The following is a 15,538-nucleotide window of genomic DNA, read 5'->3' on the forward strand; positions in this document are numbered from 1 at the left end:
CAGAAGTGAAACGCCGTAGCGCCGATGGTAGTGTGGGGTCTCCCCATGCGAGAGTAGGGAACTGCCAGGCATCAAATAAGACAAAAGCCCTGCACAATGTGCAGGGCTTTTGTCTTTTATACGATTAGATGTTTGCGAAAAGATATCCAAATCAAAAGGCCATCCTCAGGGATGGCCTTTTGCGTTTCTGAAACCAGAATAATCAGTGATTAGAGCTTTGAGAAATTCCAATCCCTGTCTGTGAGCGCACAAATTGAGGATAGAAACGCTCTCTTTCTTTCTGTCCTTCCAGCGAGTTATCTGTAATCGAGAAGAACCAGGTACCCACGAAGGCAACAATCATCGAGAATAATGCCGGATATTCATACGGGTAAATCGGTTTGGCATGCCCTAAAATCTGAACCCAAATAGTTGGTCCGAGGATCATGAGTATGACCGCTGTCAGTAATCCCAGCCAGCCACCAATCATGGCTCCGCGCGTAGTCAGTTTAGACCAGTACATCGAAAGCAAAATAATAGGGAAGTTACAGCTCGCAGCGATGGAGAACGCCAGCCCGACCATGAACGCAATATTTTGTTTTTCAAACAAAATACCCAAGGCAATCGCAACGATCCCTAAAATGATGACCGTGATCTTCGAAACTCGTAGCTCGTCCTTTTCAGCCGCTTTGCCATCCTTGATGACACTGGCGTAAAGGTCGTGAGATACCGCCGAAGCGCCCGCTAATGTCAGACCTGCAACAACGGCAAGAATAGTGGCGAAGGCGACAGCAGAGATGAAGCCGAGGAAGAAGCTCCCTCCGACCGCATCAGCCAGATGGACTGCAGCCATATTATTGCCGCCAAGCAGCACACCGCTGGCATCTTTAAAGGAAGGGTTCGCGCTAACCAGAACGATGGCGCCGAAACCGATAATGAAGGTCAGGATATAGAAGTAACCAATAAAACCGGTGGCATAAAACACGCTTTTACGGGCTTCTTTAGCATCGCTTACCGTGAAGAATCGCATCAGTATATGCGGTAAACCTGCGGTACCGAACATCAGCGCAAGTCCCAGAGACAGAGCCGATATTGGGTCTGAAACCAGTCCTCCCGGACTCATGATCGCAATCCCTTTGGAATGGACGGCGACGGCTTGGGTGAACAGTGTGTTGAAGTTGAAGCCAACCGATCTCATGACCATAATCGCCATGAATGTCGCACCAGCCAGTAGCAGAATCGCTTTGATGATTTGCACCCACGTAGTTGCCAGCATCCCGCCAAACAACACATAGAGCACCATCAGGATACCCACTAAGATCACTGCCACATGGTAGTTAAGACCAAACAGCAGTTGGATCAGCTTACCTGCACCGACCATCTGCGCAATCAGATACAACGCAACCACCACCAGCGAACCACAGGCTGAGAGCAGTCGGATCGGTTTCTGTTTAAGTCGGTAGGACGCCACGTCGGCAAAGGTATATTTACCCAGATTTCGCAGACGTTCGGCGATGAGGAACAGGATAATTGGCCAGCCGATCAGGAAACCGATCGAGTAAATCAGTCCGTCATATCCGGATGTGTAAACCAGCGCAGAGATGCCCAGGAAAGATGCGGCTGACATAAAGTCACCGGCAATCGCCATGCCGTTTTGCAGGCCGGTAATGCGACCGCCTGCGGTATAGTAATCCTGACGAGAGCGGGTGCGTTTTGCCGCCCAGTAGGTGATATACAACGTCGCACCGACAAACAGCACGAACATTATAATCGCTTCAATATTAAGAGGCTGACGTTTGACTTCACCTGCGATCCCTTCGGCGGCAAAGAGGCTGAAAGGGAAGGCTAAAGATAACGCCAGCAAAAGGAGAGAGCCGCGACGCGCCTTCATGGCTGCACCTCGCGGATAATATCTGCAGTGAGCCGGTCAAATTCACCGTTCGCGCGTATGACATAAATTCCGGTCAGAACGAAAGAGATAACGATTAGCCCCACGCCAACTGGAATACCACGGGTAATCGTGGCTCCTTCATAGAGTGGGGTTCCCAGCCACTGCGGATCGAAAGCAATGAGCAGGATAAAGGCAACGTACAGAACCAGCGTGATGCCTGAAAGTAACCAGGCAAAACGGCTGCGTTTTTGCACCAGTTCCCTGAAGCGCGGATTATTTACAACTCTCTGATAAATGAGATCATTCATCTCAGTGACTCCTGTGAGGCATTGATAGAGTTCACCGCGCCAGGGCGGTGAAAATTACGACGGCACTTTCATTGATTGTTTTTCTTCCAACAATTTGTCGACTACGCCCGGATCTGCCAGCGTAGAGGTATCTCCCAGATTACTGGTGTCACCTGCCGCAATTTTGCGCAGGATACGACGCATTATTTTGCCAGAGCGGGTTTTTGGTAATGAATCGGTCCAGTGAAGAACGTCCGGTGTAGCGATGGACCCTATCTCTTTACGCACCCAGTTGCGTACTTCGGTATAGAGCTCCGGTGTCGGTTCTTCGCCGTGATTGAGAGTGATGTAGGCATAAATAGCCTGACCTTTGATGTTATGAGGGATCCCCACAACAGCGGCTTCGGCAATTTTAGGATGTGAAACTAATGCGGATTCAATTTCAGCGGTGCCCAGACGATGGCCGGAAATATTCAGCACATCATCCACGCGGCCGGTGATCCAGTAATAACCGTCTTCATCACGACGGGCACCGTCTCCGCTGAAATACATATTTTTGAAAGTTGAGAAATAGGTCTGCTCGAAGCGGTCATGATCACCAAATAGCGTACGCGCCTGTCCGGGCCATGAATCGGTGATCACCAGATTACCTTCGCAAGCACCTTCCTGCGGGATACCTTCGTTATCTACCAGCGCAGGCTGAACTCCAAAGAACGGTCTTGTTGCCGAACCGGCTTTCAGCTCGGTAGCACCCGGTAATGGCGTTATCATGAAACCACCGGTTTCGGTTTGCCACCAGGTATCGACAATCGGGCATTGGCTGTTGCCAATCGTTTTGTAGTACCACTCCCAGGCTTCCGGGTTAATCGGTTCACCCACGGAACCCATAATCCGCAATGATTCACGGCTGGTGCCTTCAATCGCTTTATCGCCTTCGGCCATCAGGGCACGGATAGCGGTAGGTGCGGTATAAAGGATATTCACTTTATGTTTATCAATGACCTGCGCCATACGTGCAGGAGTCGGATAATTCGGCACACCTTCAAACATCAGACTGATTGCGCCGCAGGCCAGCGGTCCGTAGAGCAAATAGCTGTGACCTGTTACCCAGCCAACGTCGGCGGTACACCAATAGATGTCCCCGTCGTGATAGTCAAAGGTATATTTGAACGTGAGCGCTGCATAAACCAGATAGCCGCCGGTTGTATGCAGCACACCTTTTGGCTTGCCGGTAGAACCGGAGGTATAGAGGATAAAGAGCGGATCTTCTGCTTTCATTTCTTCGGCCGGACAATCAGCAGAGACGCCATCAATCGCATCATGCCACCAGATATCACGACCTTCTTTCCATTCCCCCTGTTTGCCGGTGCGTTTGAAAATTATGGAATGTGTCACGCTGGTGACTGAAGGATTTTTCAGGGCATCGTCCACATTCTGTTTCAGCGGAATAGTACGCCCCGCGCGCAGTCCTTCATCTGCCGTGATAACCACTTTGGCGCTGGAGTCGATAATACGGCCAGCGACGGCTTCCGGTGAGAAACCGGCAAAGATAACGGAATGCACGGCACCAATACGCGCGCAGGCCAGCATGGCAACCGCAGCTTCCGGCACCATCGGCATATAAATAGCGATCACGTCGCCTTTTTTGACACCCAGTCCTTTCAGTACATTCGCAAACTGACAGACATCATGATAAAGCTGTTTATAGGTGACGTGTTTGTTTTCAGCTTTAGGGTCATCGCCTTCCCAAATTAACGCTGTCTGATCGCCTTTCTCTGCTAAATGACGATCCAGGCAGTTCGCAGCCAGATTGAGCGTACCATCCTCAAACCAGCGGATATCGATATTTCCCGGTGCGAATGATGTGTTCTTCACTTTTGTGAAAGGTTTGATCCAATCTAAAACTTTCGCCTGCTCGGCCCAGAATGCATCCGGATCTTCTACAGACTGTTGATAAAACTGCTGATATTTCTCAGGTGTGATCAGGGTACGTTCTGCCAGAGAGGCAGGAATAGGATGCTTATAAACATGGCTCATGGTTTTTCTCCTTTAATTTGTTAATGATATGTCAATCAAAGGTTAAGTGTGGTTTGCGGTTTGGCTTTGTTTGGTTTTTGGGGGTCAGATCACGCAAGCAGAGTAAAAACAGCAAGATATGCGCATGGTCACTGCGGTGCAGGCCACAGAAATTAAAGGGGGCTCTGAAGGAAAGAAAAATGCTTTGTGGTAAAATTTTTTGATTAAAAATGTAATAAATTGGTTAAATAAAGCTTAACTTACCTAATCTAATGCGAAAGTTATTATTCGTTGCAGAACATTTAATATCATTTATTTTAACCTATAAGTTAATTTCCATTCATAATGGCAATGTTTAAAGATTAATCCGAGGGTAAAACTCTTAATATTTGCATTAAGAGAATTATTATAACGTTAAATTGAAAATATCAGTATATTGATCTGGCAAGAGAGGGGTGCTCTCTTCGGTACAGCGAATAATATCGCTTAACAGCTGCTTATCGCTTAATAGCTACCGTTACAATCTCAAGGACTTACTATGTTTAACGCCAAAAACAAGACACTGGTTATTGCTTTATCTGCCCTTATTTCTGCTTCAGCTTTCGCAGAAGATGTTACTACACCACCAACAGGAACCGATCAGGGCTCTGGTCGTATTCATTTCACCGGAACCGTTATTAATGCGCCTTGCTCTATTGCTCCAGGGGATGAGGACATTAATGTGAATATGGGCCAGGTAGCGAATAAGGTGCTGGAAAGCGGCAATAAATACTCTCAAAACGTTAACTACACCATTCATCTGCAAAGCTGCGACCTGACTGCACAAACTGCGGGTACCGTTGAATATCCGGCGATGTCTAAAGTGGCCGTTTCTTTTGCCGGTACACCTGACAGCAGCGCGACTGAATTGCTGGCAAACACCGGCAGTGCCAAGGGCGCAGGCATTCGCCTGATTGATGCGAACGGCGATCTGCTGAAAGTCGGTGATACCTCTAAAGATATTAATCTTGTCACTGGCAACAATGAGCTGGTATTTGCTGCACGCGTTGAAGCCAACACTCAGCCCGTTTCGACCGGTACTATCGTTTCTCAGGCAACGTACGCCCTGAACTATAAATAAGCATTGTAATTATTTAGGGGAGTTATCTCCCCTTTATTTTCCAGGTGCACCTGCGCCAGGGGTTTATGTTTGATCTATAAAAGCAAAAAGTGATTTTATTATGTTGTTTGCGATGGATGGAACATCGACAAGGATAGGGAGAAGCTTATGGCTCATTTTCCTTTTGTCGGGATGCTTAATTTCAATCAGAAGTCTGGCGGTAGAATTTAACGTTAACTTTATTGATTCTGCCGATCGCAATAACGTCGATTTATCGCGTTTTCAGGTCGCCAATTACATCGCGCCCGGCGAATATTTACTGGATGTGATGCTCAATGGCCGTACTCTGGGCGACCAGAGCGTCATTCAATATATTCCGGTCGATGACAATAAAAATAGCCGGTTATGTTTGCCGCCTTCGCTGGTGGATAAATTCGATCTGACTAAAGCTGCACGGGAAAAAATTACCCTGTGGCATCATGGCCAATGTACGTCGCTGGATAAACTGCCGGAAGTCACCGCCCGTTACGATCAGGAAAGGCAGACGCTCAATATCAGTATTCCGCAGGCCTGGCTGACGTTCCACGATCAAAACTGGGTGCCGCCTTCTCAGTGGGATGAAGGTGTTAACGGCGTTCTGCTCGACTATAACCTCCTGGGCAGCCGCTACATGCCGCAACAGGGCGATACTTCAACCAGCTTTAGCAGCTACGGCACCACCGGTTTTAACCTCGGGGCGTGGCGTGCCCGTGCGGATTATCAATATTCCAATTCACGTACTTCTGGTTCGCCTGCCAGCGATAATTTCACCTGGACGCAGAAATACGTTTATCGGGCGTTACCCTCGATCGGCGCTCGCCTGACCGGCGGACAAACTTACCTGAGTTCAGACATTTTCGATTCATTTCGCTTTCTCGGTGCGTCTCTGAACAGCGACCAGCGCATGTTGCCGCCGTCGTTGCGGGGCTATGCGCCGCAGGTTACCGGGATAGCCAAAACTAACGCCAAAGTGAGTATCAGCCAGAACGGGCGGGTGATTTACCAGACCAACGTCTCACCGGGGCCGTTCGTGGTTCAGGACCTGACCGAAGCGGTGCAGGGCGCGCTGGACGTCAAAATTGAAGAGGAAAATGGCAGCGTCACGACCTATCAGGTGACGACGGCCACCATTCCCTTTCTGACCCGTAAAGGCCAGGTGCGCTTTAAGACGGCAATGGGTAAACCGACCACCGGCAGTAGCAACCGCGTTTTGCAACCGGGTTTTTACAGCGGCGAAATGTCCTGGGGCGCGCTGAATGACTTCTCGCTTTACGGCGGTCTGATTTCGACAACGGGAAATTATCAGGCGCAGGCTCTGGGGGTTGGACAAAACCTGCAAAAACTTGGTGCGGTGTCTTTTGACGTGACGCGCTCTTCAGCGACCGTGCCAGATGCGGGGAAACAAACCGGTTTCAGCTATCGCGCCAATTATTCCAAGCGTTTTGATTCGACCGGCAGTCAGATTACGTTTGCCGGTTATCGCTTCTCACAAAAGACGTTTATGTCTTTTAACCAGTACCTCGACAAGGTGAACGGCGACGGCTATTCCCGTGATGACAAACAAACGTACACCGTCACGGCGAACCAGTATCTGCCATGGCCTGCGATCACCTTGTATCTGTCGGCAACGCACAAGGTCTACTGGAACGAGGATCCGAGTAACAACTACAGCGTGTCCGTCAGCAAGATTTTCGATATCGGGCGCTTTACCGGCGTGTCTGCCACCTTTTCGGCCAGCAAGCTGAATTACCGCAGCACCGATGAAAATCAGATGTTCCTCTCGCTTAGTCTGCCGCTGTCTTCAGGACAGCAAATCAGCTACGACGCACAACAGGATTCGCAAGGCGGCTTCTCGCAAACAGCGTCGTACTACAACAGTCAGGATCCAAACAATACCTGGCGTGTTGGCGCGGGCGGAAGCAGTCCGGATCTGCAAAAAGGTAACGGCGTGTTCCGTGCTAACTACCAACACATGTCGCCATACGGGCAGTTCGGCGCCAACGGTAGCGTGAAAAATAATGATTACCGTTCGGTGAACGCGAACTGGTACGGCTCATTTACCGCCACTGCGGCGGGTGCGGCCTTGCATCAGAGCAGCGCGGGCAGCGAGCCCCGCATGATGTTGTCCACCGGTGTGAAAGGCATTCCGATAAGCGATGGCGCGTCAGTGACCAACGATTATGGCATTGCGGTGGTGAATGGCGTGTCCAGTTATCAGACCTCTGATATCCGCGTTGATGTGAACCATTTGCCGGATGATGTGGAAGTCTACAGCTCGGTAGTCAGCAAAACCCTGACCGAAGGAGCGATAGGTTTTCGCAAAATCCGCGCGATTAAAGGTGAGCGTCTGATGGCGGTGATCCGTCTGGCGGATGGCAGTCATCCGCCGCTGGGAGCGTCAGTGACCGACAACAGCTCCGGTTTCGAAGCCGGGCTCATCGGTGACGGCGGTCTGGCCTATCTGGCCGGGGTGTCAGGCGAAAAATCGCTGACCGTCCGCTGGGGAGATGACCAGCAATGCCAGGTGCAGGTGCCGCCGCAGCCTGAAACCCGTTCAGGGCAGGTATTACTGCCATGCAGATAACAATGAAAAGCGATCTGAAGGGGTCGCACAAGCAAGGGAAGAACCTGATGAAAAAACTGATTTTACGTTGTGCTGCCGTACTGATGTTGGCCGGAGCATGTTCTCCGGCATTAGCCGCAGTGAACCTTGACCGCACGCGCATCATCTACAACGCCAGCGATAAATCCGTCAGCGTCATGCTCGAGAACCAAAGCAAGGCATTGCCTTATCTGGCGCAGGTCTGGCTGGAGAATGCGAAGGGCGAAAAAATCACTTCGCCGCTGGTGGCACTGCCGCCGATGCAGCGTATCGATGCTGGCCAGAAAAGCCAGATCCGTATCCTGCAATTGCCAGAAACCGCCGGTTTACCAAAAGACCGTGAGTCGCTTTTCTATTTCAATGTTCGGGAAGTACCACCAAAAAGTGATATGGCCAACGTGATGCAGGTGGCGATCCAAAGCCGCGTGAAGTTGTTCTTTCGCCCGGCAGAACTGAGGAAACTATTGAAAGCCAACTGGCAGGAACAGCTACAAGTTACGCGGCTCAGTGACGGTCTGACACTGACGAATCCGACACCTTTTTACATCACCGTCGGATATCTGGGGAAAGACAACAAAGGCAATGCATCGGGTTTTGACAGCGTGATGCTGGCGCCGTTTGCTACGAAATCGCTGACCGGCAGTCAGTACGTCAGCGACCATTACAGTCTCGGATACATGGATGATTACGGCGGCTTACAGGTCAATCAGTACCACTGCCCGTCAGTGCAATGTCAGCTTATCAGCAAGGATCATAAGCGATAACAACCACACCAGAAGCCGTCACTGAACGGAATTACCTAAAAGATAAGGGATTGTGATGCCTGATATTTGCAGATTATCCACTGGCCGGATGGTAATCCTCATCCTGCTATTTTTATTCTCCCGCAACGCCCTGGCGCTAGATTGTGTGGAGAAAGGCACCGGCATCGTGGATAAACCGGCGATACCGGTAGGGCAGCTGGCGATCCCCGCGAATGTGCCTGTCGGAACCAAGATCTGGGAATCGAACGACATTAACGTCACGGCTTACTGCGACAATGTATTAGGTTCGATTATCGACGTTGTGCATTTCTACTTTAACCCTAAGTCTCAGTCGATTGGAGAAGGCTTGTTGCTGGGCGTCAGCTACAACGGGCAGGATCTGGAACAGAACGAACAAAGACTGAGTACCAACAGTACGCCTATCAAAAAAGGCCAGAACGTGACGGTCAATGTGACGTTTCGCCTTTATATCAAAGTCAGCGGTAATGCGCCTTCCAGCGGGCATTATCAGGGCGCAGACCAGTTCACCGTGTTCCAGCTTGATGGCAGCAGAGGCATTAACAAATCGCCCGGCGCTAAAAACCTCAAATACAATCTTTCGGGCTTACAGGGGATCCGGTTTCTGGCCTGTGGGTCTGACCTGAAAGTGTATCCGGAATCGCAGATTGTGGATTTTGGCGTAATTCAAAGCACCACACTTTCGCGCTCGTCAGGTATATCGCTGCCGTTTGCCATCAAAGCCGTCAAACAAGGATGTCTGGATAATTTCTCGCTGCAGGCTGAATTTTCAACGGCCAGTCCGCTGCTGGACGGTACTTCAATAGATCTTTCAAACGGCGCCAAGCTGATGCTTTACAACGACCAGCAGCAAGCGATCACTTTCAACCGTTACGATGATTTTGCAGAGCTGAACAATGTGAATGAGGTCACCAAAAACTTCACTGCAAAGCTGAGTGCGATCCCGGGAAAAACTCTTTCTCTCGGGAAGTTTGATGCGTCGGTGATCGTCAAGATTAACTATTACTGACCGCGAAGATAAGGGAGAACGATATGCTAAGAACGGCAAAATTGCGGGCTCAGGCGCTGGAGGAACCCATCTACTCAGCCCAGGCACCGGAACTTATCGCAGAAACACACATTCACGCCCTGTTGCAAACCCTGCGCGAAGATGCCGGATTGAGTAAAACTGAACTGGCCAGACGACTCGGCATCACACCGCCGGCGATCACCCGGCTCGAGAAGCGGCCAGCTCAGGCAAGCTTTAGTACTTTGACTCGTTATGCACAAGCTTGCGGTTTTCATTTGTATCTCTACTATAAATAAAAGGGTGGCATCCACTTTGCTGATTTTAAAAGGTTTTACTGAAGACACATAATGCGAACGAAGACTGATTATTTTCTATCAACATGGTGTTGTCGTCATATTTTTTCAACACCATCGTGTCGGTATGCCCGGTCAGAAAAAAACTGTTTATCAGCAAAAGCGAGGAAGTCTCCCAGTCCATATTGTCGATGCTATCAATGTTTATCTGGCTGCTAGTCATTGAATAAGTATCGGTCACTTTGCTCTCCTGAACATGATCGTAATAGATATTTCTCAGCAGCGTTTTTTTGTTTATCAGTTTTCCTTCCTGATTGTATAAATATGCAGTCCCGCTAAGCGAAACTAAAATTTTGTGATTATCAAGAAAGCTAAAGTACAGGGAAGTCACCATTTTTGCTTTCTGATGATCATATTGTGCTTCCACTATCATGCTTCCCCTGCAAGGTATATTAACCGGAAACTCTTGCTTATCATTTCTCAGAGAAATGCCATATAAGACAAACAGCAATGCAGTGACAGGAAGTAATATAAAAATGAAGGGCTTCTTTACCGCAGGCAAAAACTTTCTATCACTGATCATGCGTGGTCCTGTCATTTATATAATAGCTTATGCAAATGTTAGCTTTATGATTTTCATCGATGTTGCATTGCGCGAGAAACTCCCGCACTGAACCGGTGTTTATTGGCGATAAGTAAATCTCACTTTGAAATATCAAGATATGCCCTGGTTTGCAGGAAATATTGTTCTTATGAAGAAAATCTTCCGCCAGTTGAATAAAATGACCTTTGTGTGACTGTGAGACCGGCGCCGTCGAATATAAGCCGCAGGATCCTATTCTGGCAATCTCTAAGTCGGCTTTTGGATCACTCATATCATGGTAAAAAATAAAAAATGCCCACACTGTTAGTGCCGTGGTCACTAACATGCTTATCATAAAATAATGCTGATTTCTTAGCTTCCTGGTCTCAGGTTCCGTTGCATTTTGCTGCGGGTTCACTGAATGATTTATTATTTCATCATCAGGGGGGGGTTCTGCCAGAACAATCTCCGGATGATTGGCTGCTTCCTCCCTATTTTCTACTATTACCGGCATCTCCATGTTATCGGCACAGGTCGAAATGATGATTTCCTTTCTGATGATAAAACCGACTTTCGGGACGGTGACGATAAATTCATTCTGATACCCCAACGTTGAGACAACTTTACGTAATTTGCTTATACAGTGATTGAGGTTATTATTGCTAGCGTTCAGACCGTAGTCATCCCATACTTTTTTAAAGAATGTTTCACGCTGGACGACAACGCCTTGTTGCTCGATTAACAATAATAATATTCTCCGTGCAGGATTTGAGACGGCAATCTTACTTTCATCATCACTCAGTAATGAAAGCGAGTTTTCCTCCGGATTGAACACTATTTGATTTTCAATCAGATACACCATGGGCATTCTACTCCTCCCTGTATAGAATATTCTGTCATTTCCGCTGCTTCAGTTAATTAGTACAGTGCTGCTTTATGGGTATTTTATCTTTATATACTGCTTCACAGAGGGCAGTTAGTATAAACCCTTCTATTTTAAAAACAGATATCTGTAGTAAATGTTTACAGAGCAGTCGGTTAAAATGTAAATGACCGGGATATGAAACAGGAAAAGGATATTAATCACGTACGGAATTTTAGTAGTACGTGATTTGCGGAGGGTCAGCGCAGGTACTGGCCGGAGATGTCGATATGCTGGCGATCAAAGTCGACAACAATATCGGTGCCCAGAGGGAGCGTTAACATAGGATGGGTGTGGCAACAGTCGAAGCCATCGACCAGAGGGATTTCCTGTCCGTTCAGAATTTCCAGCAGAACGTCCACCGGCTGTCTGCCCGTGCCAGCGTTATTAAACAATTCGTGTTTGCCGAGCAGAATGGCGCTCACCCTGTCGAAAATCCCGTTGAGCTTTAGCATTGCAAACGAGCGTTCAAGCGTTGCGATATTTAGCAGGCTGTCTTCGATAAACAAAACATCTCCCTGAAGAATTTCCGGCATATAGGGGCTGCCCCAGATACCCGACATCGTATTCAGATTCCCGCCAATTACCCGTCCTTCAATACGCCCTTTCCCCAGAAAGCGGCAGGTATTGGCATACAGTTTTTTGGCTCTGACTGGCGTGACATCATTCCAGTTGAGTTTTTCGTCAGTCCAGTGTGTGGGAAGAGGATAACGGTACGGCGTGTTGTGGCGGGTCATCAGAATGTCGGTAAAAGAGCCCCAGGTTTCATCAACCAGTGGAGGGAACTCGCCGAAAGAGGCCACCAGCGCCGGGCCGTAAAAAGTGATGAGACCGGTCTGTGCATAAATCCCGGCCAGAAGCGCCGTGGTATCAGAATAGCCGATGATGATTTTCGGGTCTGCGCGCAGGGCATCGTAGTCCAGATAAGGCAGCAGGGAGTTACTGTTATTGCCTCCTATTGTCGACATCACACAACGCACCTGCGGGTCGCGGATCAGCTGATTGAATTCTTCCGCTCTGGCAGCAACAGAACCTGAACGGTAATGGTCAGAATGCCCCGTCAGTGATCCTGCTTTCAGCACAAATCCCTTTTCTTCAAGGAATTTCTTTCCACGAGAAAAACGCTCAGGAGCCGTTGCGGTAGCTGGTGACGATGCAGAGAAAAAACCAATGGTATCTCCGGTTTTCAACGGAGAAGCTAGCAGGGGAGTTGTGGACGAAGGCATTTTATATCCTATAAATTTGCTCAATGTTCAATCTGCAATGTATCAGCTCAAGTGCAGGTTTAATATGAGTTTATAGGAGGTGGGAGAAGGGGATTTCAGAATGGGTCTGGGGTACTGAGAGGGAGGGTACCGCAGAAAGCAAAAAACCAGCCGTTAGGCTGGTTTCTTTAAATATGGTGCCCGGACTCGGAATCGAACCAAGGACACAGGGATTTTCAATCCCTTGCTCTACCGACTGAGCTATCCGGGCAACGGGGCGCATTAAACCGTATTGGGCCTGTGCCGTCAACGGCTTTGTCATCTAAAACACATAAAACGTGTTCGTTTGCTGTCTTTTCATTCAAAAACGGTGACTTCGCTTGTCTGAAGACAAGCGAAGTCAGGAAAGTGCGCCATGCTCGCGGCAACGGGCGACGTTCAGAACGTCCTCTGCCAGCCTGCGGGCGACTTCCACATCGTTCAGCTGGCGCTTAACCAGCAACTTACTCAAACATCCTTCCAGGATCAGTTCCATTTGCTGGGCGACCATTTCGGCATCATCCGAGCCCATTTCCTGTAAAAGCGACAAGGTGTAGTCGTAGGAAGCCAGTTTTTGCTGTTGTGCCAACTGATGAATCGGCGTTTCACTGTCAGGGAAAAAAGTGCAGGCGGCGATAAACAGACAACCCGGATACCGCTGCTGGCGCACCTGCTCATCCAGGACTTTGTAACGTGCCAGCAATTTCTGGGGCGCAGAAAGGGATTCATCGAGCATCAGCTGTCGGCGCCAGATATCAATCTGCTCGCCATGATAGCGCAGGCTGTCATAAAGCAGAGCCTCGGCATCGGGCCAGAATCGGCGTAATTCATTGAGCGGAACATCCACCAGTTCGGCGACAGTTTCCAGTGACAATGTTGCAAGGCCACGTTGTTCCAAAAGATTAAGGGTTTTATCGAGAACTTGTTCACGTAGCACGTTTGCCTCCTCACAATTCGCGTACTTCAAAAGGTAGTGTCGTTTAAGGGCGGGTTTTCTGCAAATGCGCGCTGAACTCCGACGCATTCATAAACCCGGTCACACGCGACTGTGGTAACTCATGTCCATCGGGCCCGAAGAACAAAATCGTCGGCAGGCCCAGCACATTCAGACGTTCTAATAACGCTTTCTGCTCCGGCGAGTTTTGGGTGACATCAGCCTGCAGCAGCAAGGTGTTCGCCAGTTCATTCTGCACTTCTGGCGCGGAGAAGGTATATTTTTCGAACTCTTTACACGCCACGCACCAGTCAGCATACAAATCCAGCATGACGCGTTTGCCTTGCGCGCCTTGCAGAGCGGTGTTCAGTTCATCGACATTATGGATTTTCTGGAAATTCAGCGCGTGCTGTGGCGCAGTCGTCTTACCGGCTGGCACAAATGCCCAGTCCTGAAGCGGACGGCTGACTATCAGCGCTGCCGCAAGGAAGACTAATTGCAGGACCCGCACCACACCGCGCTGACTTTTCAGGCTCAGCGCCAGCGCCCAGCCGAAGAAGGCCACGCCGAGCAGACTCCACAAGCGCAGCCCCCAGGTATCGCCAATCACACGTTCCAGCAGGAAAACCGGCAGAGCCAGTATCACAAAGCCAAAGCCTTCCTTCACATACTGCATCCACGGCCCGCTGCGCGGCAGCAATTTGTTGCCAAACATCGTGACGATGATTAACGGAATACCCATTCCCAGCGCATACAGATACAGCGTTCCCGCGCCTGCCAGCAGATTGCCGCTCTGAGCAATATACAACAGGATCGCGCTGAGCGGCGCGGTGGTGCAGGGCGAGCAAATCAGTCCCGCCAGTGCGCCCATAACGAAGACGCCGGGCAGTGAACCGCCTTTTTGTTCATTACTCCACAAGGCCAGGCGGGTCTGGACGGAAGAGGGCAGTTGCAGACTGAATGTGCCGAACATCGACAATGCCAGCAGAATGAACAGGACCGAAAGGACGATCAGAACCCACGGGCTTTGCAGCGCTGCCTGGAATTGCAGGCCGGCGGCCGCGACGACCATACCGAGCAGCGTGTAAGTCAGCGCCATGCCCTGCACGTAAACCAGTGACAAAAGGAAAATACGCTTGATGCTGTGAGGGCGCTGGCGCCCGAGAATGATGCCGGAAATCAGCGGATACATCGGCAGCACGCAAGGTGTAAAGGCAATGCCGATGCCGATCAGCAAAGCCCATAGCGGGGAGAAAGGCAGGGGCGTGGATTGCGTTTCAGGCGTCGCGATAACCGGTGCGGCATCCGTCGCTGACGTGCTGGCGCGAGCCGGTTGCGTAACGGCACTCAACGGCACCTCGCGGGTTTCCGGCGGATAGCAGAACCCTGCCGCGGCACATCCCTGATAAGTCACACGAACGGTCGCATCGGCGCTGGCCTGACGTATCGGAACCACAATATTTAGCGCGTTTTCAAAAACTTCGCTGTCACCAAAAAATTCGTCGTGGTGATCGCGTCCCTTCGGCAATAGGAATGCCGCCAGCTGTGCATTCCTCGGCTCAAGTTCGATTTTGCTGCGGTAAAGATAATAGCCGTCGCGGATTTGCCAGGTGAGTTTGAGGTCATGACCTTTCTGCTGGAAATCAAAACTAAAAGCCTGATCGACAGGCACAAACTGAGGTGCAGCCGGTTTTCCAAAGAGCGAGGCATTCGCCTGAAACGGCAAAAGACACAAGCTGCAAAGCAGGAAGAAAATTCGAAGAATGCGGTGATCCATGCGGAGTAAAATTCTCTTTGTCGCGGCGGAAGTTCAGCCACTGAGTGATTCGACAGAAGATGCGGACGGCTTCATGCCGCA

At 49.8% G+C, this 15,538-nt stretch carries 13 protein-coding genes and 1 tRNA gene; 5 read left to right on the plus strand and 9 right to left on the minus strand.

Features of this window, described 5'->3' with window-relative positions:
• Positions 1-202: 202 nt before the first annotated feature.
• The 3 genes from actP to acs are packed head-to-tail and all read right to left on the minus strand — an operon-like array spanning position 203 to position 4,194.
• Complete coding sequence (gene actP, locus D5398_RS23875) at positions 203-1,870, minus strand: cation/acetate symporter ActP (RefSeq protein ID WP_120509847.1); 1,668 nt, start codon at positions 1,868-1,870, stop codon at positions 203-205.
• On the minus strand, positions 1,867-2,178 hold the full coding sequence (locus D5398_RS23880) for a DUF485 domain-containing protein (RefSeq protein WP_120509848.1): 312 nt from the start codon (positions 2,176-2,178) through the stop codon (positions 1,867-1,869). Before D5398_RS23880 ends, actP begins: the two co-directional genes overlap by 4 nt.
• Before the next feature lie 54 nt (positions 2,179-2,232).
• Complete coding sequence (gene acs / locus D5398_RS23885; protein WP_120509849.1) at positions 2,233-4,194, minus strand: acetate--CoA ligase; 1,962 nt, start codon at positions 4,192-4,194, stop codon at positions 2,233-2,235.
• Positions 4,195-4,711: 517 nt separating this feature from the next.
• Between acs and D5398_RS23890 the strand changes: the two genes are divergently transcribed.
• From D5398_RS23890 to D5398_RS23910, 5 genes are all read left to right on the plus strand, one after another.
• Entirely contained in the window at positions 4,712-5,293 is a 582-nt protein-coding gene (locus D5398_RS23890; RefSeq protein WP_120509850.1) for a fimbrial protein, read from the plus strand.
• 163 nt (positions 5,294-5,456) lie between these two features.
• Positions 5,457-7,895, plus strand: coding sequence for a fimbria/pilus outer membrane usher protein (locus D5398_RS23895; protein ID WP_244216835.1), 2,439 nt, complete (start codon positions 5,457-5,459; stop codon positions 7,893-7,895).
• 47 nt (positions 7,896-7,942) lie between these two features.
• Positions 7,943-8,677, plus strand: coding sequence for a fimbrial biogenesis chaperone (locus D5398_RS23900; protein WP_120509875.1), 735 nt, complete (start codon positions 7,943-7,945; stop codon positions 8,675-8,677).
• Positions 8,678-8,732: 55 nt separating this feature from the next.
• Positions 8,733-9,704 (plus strand): fimbrial protein, encoded by a 972-nt coding sequence (locus D5398_RS23905; RefSeq protein ID WP_120509852.1) that lies wholly within the window; start codon positions 8,733-8,735, stop codon positions 9,702-9,704.
• Between the two features lie 23 nt (positions 9,705-9,727).
• Positions 9,728-10,000: a helix-turn-helix domain-containing protein gene (locus D5398_RS23910; RefSeq protein WP_120509853.1), complete on the plus strand. Its 273-nt coding sequence runs from the start codon at positions 9,728-9,730 to the stop codon at positions 9,998-10,000.
• Positions 10,001-10,025: 25 nt separating this feature from the next.
• Here D5398_RS23910 and D5398_RS23915 read toward each other — a convergent pair whose 3' ends face one another.
• The 6 genes from D5398_RS23915 to D5398_RS23940 form a co-directional block, all read right to left on the minus strand.
• Positions 10,026-10,580, minus strand: coding sequence for a FidL-like protein (locus D5398_RS23915; protein WP_120509854.1), 555 nt, complete (start codon positions 10,578-10,580; stop codon positions 10,026-10,028).
• On the minus strand, positions 10,570-11,442 hold the full coding sequence (locus D5398_RS23920; RefSeq protein ID WP_244216836.1) for a winged helix-turn-helix domain-containing protein: 873 nt from the start codon (positions 11,440-11,442) through the stop codon (positions 10,570-10,572). The genes D5398_RS23915 and D5398_RS23920 overlap by 11 nt, the downstream gene beginning before the upstream one ends.
• Before the next feature lie 260 nt (positions 11,443-11,702).
• On the minus strand, positions 11,703-12,728 hold the full coding sequence (locus tag D5398_RS23925; protein ID WP_120509856.1) for a S66 family peptidase: 1,026 nt from the start codon (positions 12,726-12,728) through the stop codon (positions 11,703-11,705).
• Between the two features lie 174 nt (positions 12,729-12,902).
• A tRNA-Phe gene (locus D5398_RS23930) sits at positions 12,903-12,978 on the minus strand.
• A 129-nt stretch (positions 12,979-13,107) separates the two neighbouring features.
• Complete coding sequence (dicD, locus tag D5398_RS23935) at positions 13,108-13,683, minus strand: division control transcriptional repressor DicD (RefSeq protein WP_120509857.1); 576 nt, start codon at positions 13,681-13,683, stop codon at positions 13,108-13,110.
• A gap of 43 nt (positions 13,684-13,726) precedes the next feature.
• Entirely contained in the window at positions 13,727-15,457 is a 1,731-nt protein-coding gene (locus D5398_RS23940; RefSeq protein WP_120509858.1) for a protein-disulfide reductase DsbD, read from the minus strand.
• Positions 15,458-15,538: the final 81 nt, after the last annotated feature.

Source organism: Rahnella bruchi, assembly GCF_003614975.1.
Lineage (GTDB): Bacteria > Pseudomonadota > Gammaproteobacteria > Enterobacterales > Enterobacteriaceae > Rahnella > Rahnella bruchi.